This window comes from Myxococcaceae bacterium JPH2, from assembly GCA_016458225.1.
Taxonomy (GTDB): Bacteria; Myxococcota; Myxococcia; order Myxococcales; family Myxococcaceae; genus Citreicoccus.
Window position 1 is genome coordinate 1 of the sequence record JAEMGR010000074.1, and the last position, 244, is coordinate 244.

Consider the following 244-nt stretch of genomic DNA (forward strand, 5'->3'; position numbering starts at 1 on the left):
GGCCCGAGGCCAGCGCCCGTTGCAGCAGGCCCTGCGCCAGGGCGGGCTTGGACTCGAAGCTCACCTCATCTGGCACGCCTCCCGTCCTGCGACGCTCCGCGTCTTGCGTCCATGCCTCGGGAAGGTACAGCTCCCGGTCCACCAGGGCATGGCCTCGGGGCGTCGCGTAGGAGAGGAAGATGCCTACCTGGGCATTCTCCACCCCCCCTGTGTCAGGGAAGTTGTCGCCTCGGCTGAGGTGCCG

Annotated in this window: 1 protein-coding gene; it reads right to left on the minus strand. The window is 69.3% G+C overall.

What is annotated here, in order from left to right; genetic code table 11:
• Positions 1-244, minus strand: a 244-nt coding sequence (locus JGU66_36120) for a transposase (protein MBJ6766203.1), incomplete at both ends; no start/stop codon positions are given.